We start from the raw sequence: 2,621 nt of genomic DNA, 5'->3' as shown, positions 1-2,621 counted from the left end.
ACTCGGCGGTTAGCCGCATCCGGCGGGACAGAAGCCGGCGTGACTGACGACGAATGCCAAGGTGCCAGACCGGATCGACCCCCGCCAAGACCCCCTCACCACGATCCACCGTCGTAGCCGAGGAGACCGGCACCGATGCGAGAAGCGGGCCACCCGGAGCGCGCCGATCCCCGCCGACCCCTCCTGGCCTGCGCAAACACCCTCCAACCACCCACCAAACAGTCTCAAAGTGGCACAAAACGGACACCGCTATCCGTCGTCGTGCACCGCATTCGCGTGTGAGCGCACTCACCATGCAGGCCCCGACGACATCACCGACCGGCCCGCCGCCACCACGCCGAGTCAACACCGGACGGCCGCCATGGAGACCGCCACCACACCCGGCCGACGCGGGAACGGCACCGAAGGACGCCCCCCCGGCCGCCGGTCCTCCCGGCCGGGAGATGACGAGCAAGCACTGGAGCGCCGCCGGTGAACCGGCCCTGGACAGCATGACCCGCCGACAGCATCGGCGACGCCCCTTCGGCCCCCTTCCCCGAGTGCGCCGCCCGCCCGTGGGCAGGACTCATCGGCCGTTCCGGTGAGACCGGCGGAACACCTCGACGCGTTGCCTCAGGCCTGGCCCTGCGCCTGGCGCTTGTCCACGTACTCGGTGATGATCGAGAAGAACCGCGCCGGGTCCTCGAACGGCAGGCCGTGGCCGCCGGGGACCTGGAGGTAGTCGGCCCGGTGGATGGCGGCGGCCAGTTCGCGTTGGTGGTGGGGCGGGATGATCCGATCGTCGGCGCTCGCCAGCACGAGTGTCGGCGCGGTGACCCGGCCCACCGCGTCACGCAGGTCGATCCGGGTATCGAGTTCTATCTGCCCGAGGATGCGCTCATCGAGCATGGCCGTGAAACCCGCGGCCATTTCGGCGAACTGCGCGTCGTCGAGGGCGCCGAGGAGACCGGGCCCCATCGCGGTGAGGATCAACTGGCGGGCCAGTAGGGCCGGATCGGTACGCAGCAGGCGCGCCCACAGGTCGAACATGAACACCTCGCGCGGGCTCGTCCTGACCCATCCGGCGTGCAGGACGAGCGAGGTCACGGCAGCAGGGTGGCGGGCGGCCACGGCCGTGGCGACGACGGAACCCACCGAGTGACCGACCAGGTGGAACCGTTCCAGTCCGGCGGCCCGGGCAGTGGCGACGACCCGGTCGGCGAGTGAGTCCAGGTGGATCGGCGCGGGGTCGACGGGGGTGGTGCCGGCGCCGGGCAGGTTGGGGGCGACGACGGTGTACCGGTCGCGCATCACGTCGATGAGGGCTCCCCAGTTCGAGGTCGCGTCCGCGCCGGTGCCGTGGATCAGGACCAGGCCCGGGCCGGACCCGGCGATGACGTGATCAAGCGGTTCGCGGCCGGCCAAGGGGTGCCTCCATGAGTGAGTGGCTGAGTGGCGCACCCCAAGATAGCAGAGTTCTGTCATGTAGCAGAGTTCTGGCATAAGCCAGAGTTCGAGCTGGTGGCGTACGATCACCTTCATGGAGATGCCGGTCACGGAACGCCTCGGGCTGCACATCAAGCGGGTGGAGCAGGAGCTGATGGCGGCCAAGCACGCGGCGCTCCGGCCGCTCGGGCTCACGGTTCCGCAGTACGTCGCGCTGTACACGCTCGACGACCAGCCGGGGCTATCCGCCGCCGCGCTCGCCCGCGCCTGCCTGGTCACCCCGCAGACCATCGCCACCGTGCTCGCCAACCTGGAGGCGAAGGGCCTGATCACCCGCCAGCCGCATCCCTGGCACCGCAAGGTGGCCGAGGTGCGCCTCACCGACGACGGACGCCGACTGCTCGCGCAGGCCGACGCCAAGGCCGTCGCCATCGAACGACGGATCGCCGACGGCTTCAGCCCCGAGGAACGCACCCTGCTGATCGACCTGCTGGCCCGCGCATCGAGTCAACTGGTGCTCGCACCAGAGCAGGACTGACACCGCGGCCGGCCCCGCCGGCGATGGGCGTGCGGGCGCCGGAGCGGCCGACCGGGTTCGCGCCGAAGCCGACGACGGCGTGGCCCAGCACGGTAGGTACAAGCCAACTGCAGCCCTCGGGTGGGCCGGCCCACGTGCTCACAGGCCGACTCGGCCGCTCAGTCGCAAATCCGGCGACACGGGGCCGCCCGGCGGTGGTGCTACAGCTCGACGTCCATCCAGGCGACGTCGTTCAGCTCGACGTCGAGGCCGCGGGCGCGGCGTCCGCCGTCCTTGAAGTACTCGTCCCGCAGGGCCTCGGCGAGGATCGCTTCCTGCCGGGCCTGGGTGGCCCCGGCGTCACGGGCCTCGTACAGCCGCCGCGCCACGTCGCCGGGCATCTTCTGGGTGATCATCCGGGGGCGGGGGTCGTCGGTGGAGCCACCGGCCGCGCTGTAGCCGAAGGTCGCCTGGATGTGGAGCATGAAGCCGCGCTGCTCGGCCTGGCGACGCACCCGCTGCTTCACCCGCGGCTGCCAGGCCGAACGGACCGCCCGCTCGACCTTCGCCGCGTTGGCCTTCGTCATGGGGATGTCGCCGGTCATCCGGCCCTCGGCCAGGGCCGTCAGGGCGCGGGCCCAGCGCTGCGCGGTGCGCACCGAGACGCCGGCGGCCTGGG

3 protein-coding genes are annotated in these 2,621 nt (G+C 71.5%); 1 reads left to right on the top strand and 2 read right to left on the bottom strand.

Annotated features, from left to right (window positions below; genetic code table 11):
- Positions 1 to 612: 612 nt before the first annotated feature.
- Positions 613 to 1,404, bottom strand: a complete 792-nt coding sequence (locus ABZW30_RS46805; RefSeq protein WP_355677462.1) for an alpha/beta fold hydrolase — start codon at positions 1,402 to 1,404, stop codon at positions 613 to 615.
- 115 nt (positions 1,405 to 1,519) lie between these two features.
- Here ABZW30_RS46805 and ABZW30_RS46800 point away from each other — a divergent pair, with 115 nt between their 5' ends.
- Complete coding sequence (locus ABZW30_RS46800; protein ID WP_355677461.1) at positions 1,520 to 1,963, top strand: MarR family transcriptional regulator; 444 nt, start codon at positions 1,520 to 1,522, stop codon at positions 1,961 to 1,963.
- A gap of 200 nt (positions 1,964 to 2,163) precedes the next feature.
- Here the strand turns inward: ABZW30_RS46800 and ABZW30_RS46795 are convergent.
- The coding region (locus ABZW30_RS46795) for an XRE family transcriptional regulator (protein ID WP_355677460.1) at positions 2,164 to 2,621 on the bottom strand (458 nt) is incomplete at its 5' end.

The sequence above is a fragment of the Kitasatospora sp. NPDC004669 genome, assembly GCF_040609455.1.
Taxonomy (GTDB): Bacteria; Actinomycetota; Actinomycetes; order Streptomycetales; family Streptomycetaceae; genus Kitasatospora.
The sequence above is the reverse complement of the archived record's forward strand: the minus strand, read 5'-3'. Positions and strand labels throughout refer to the sequence as shown.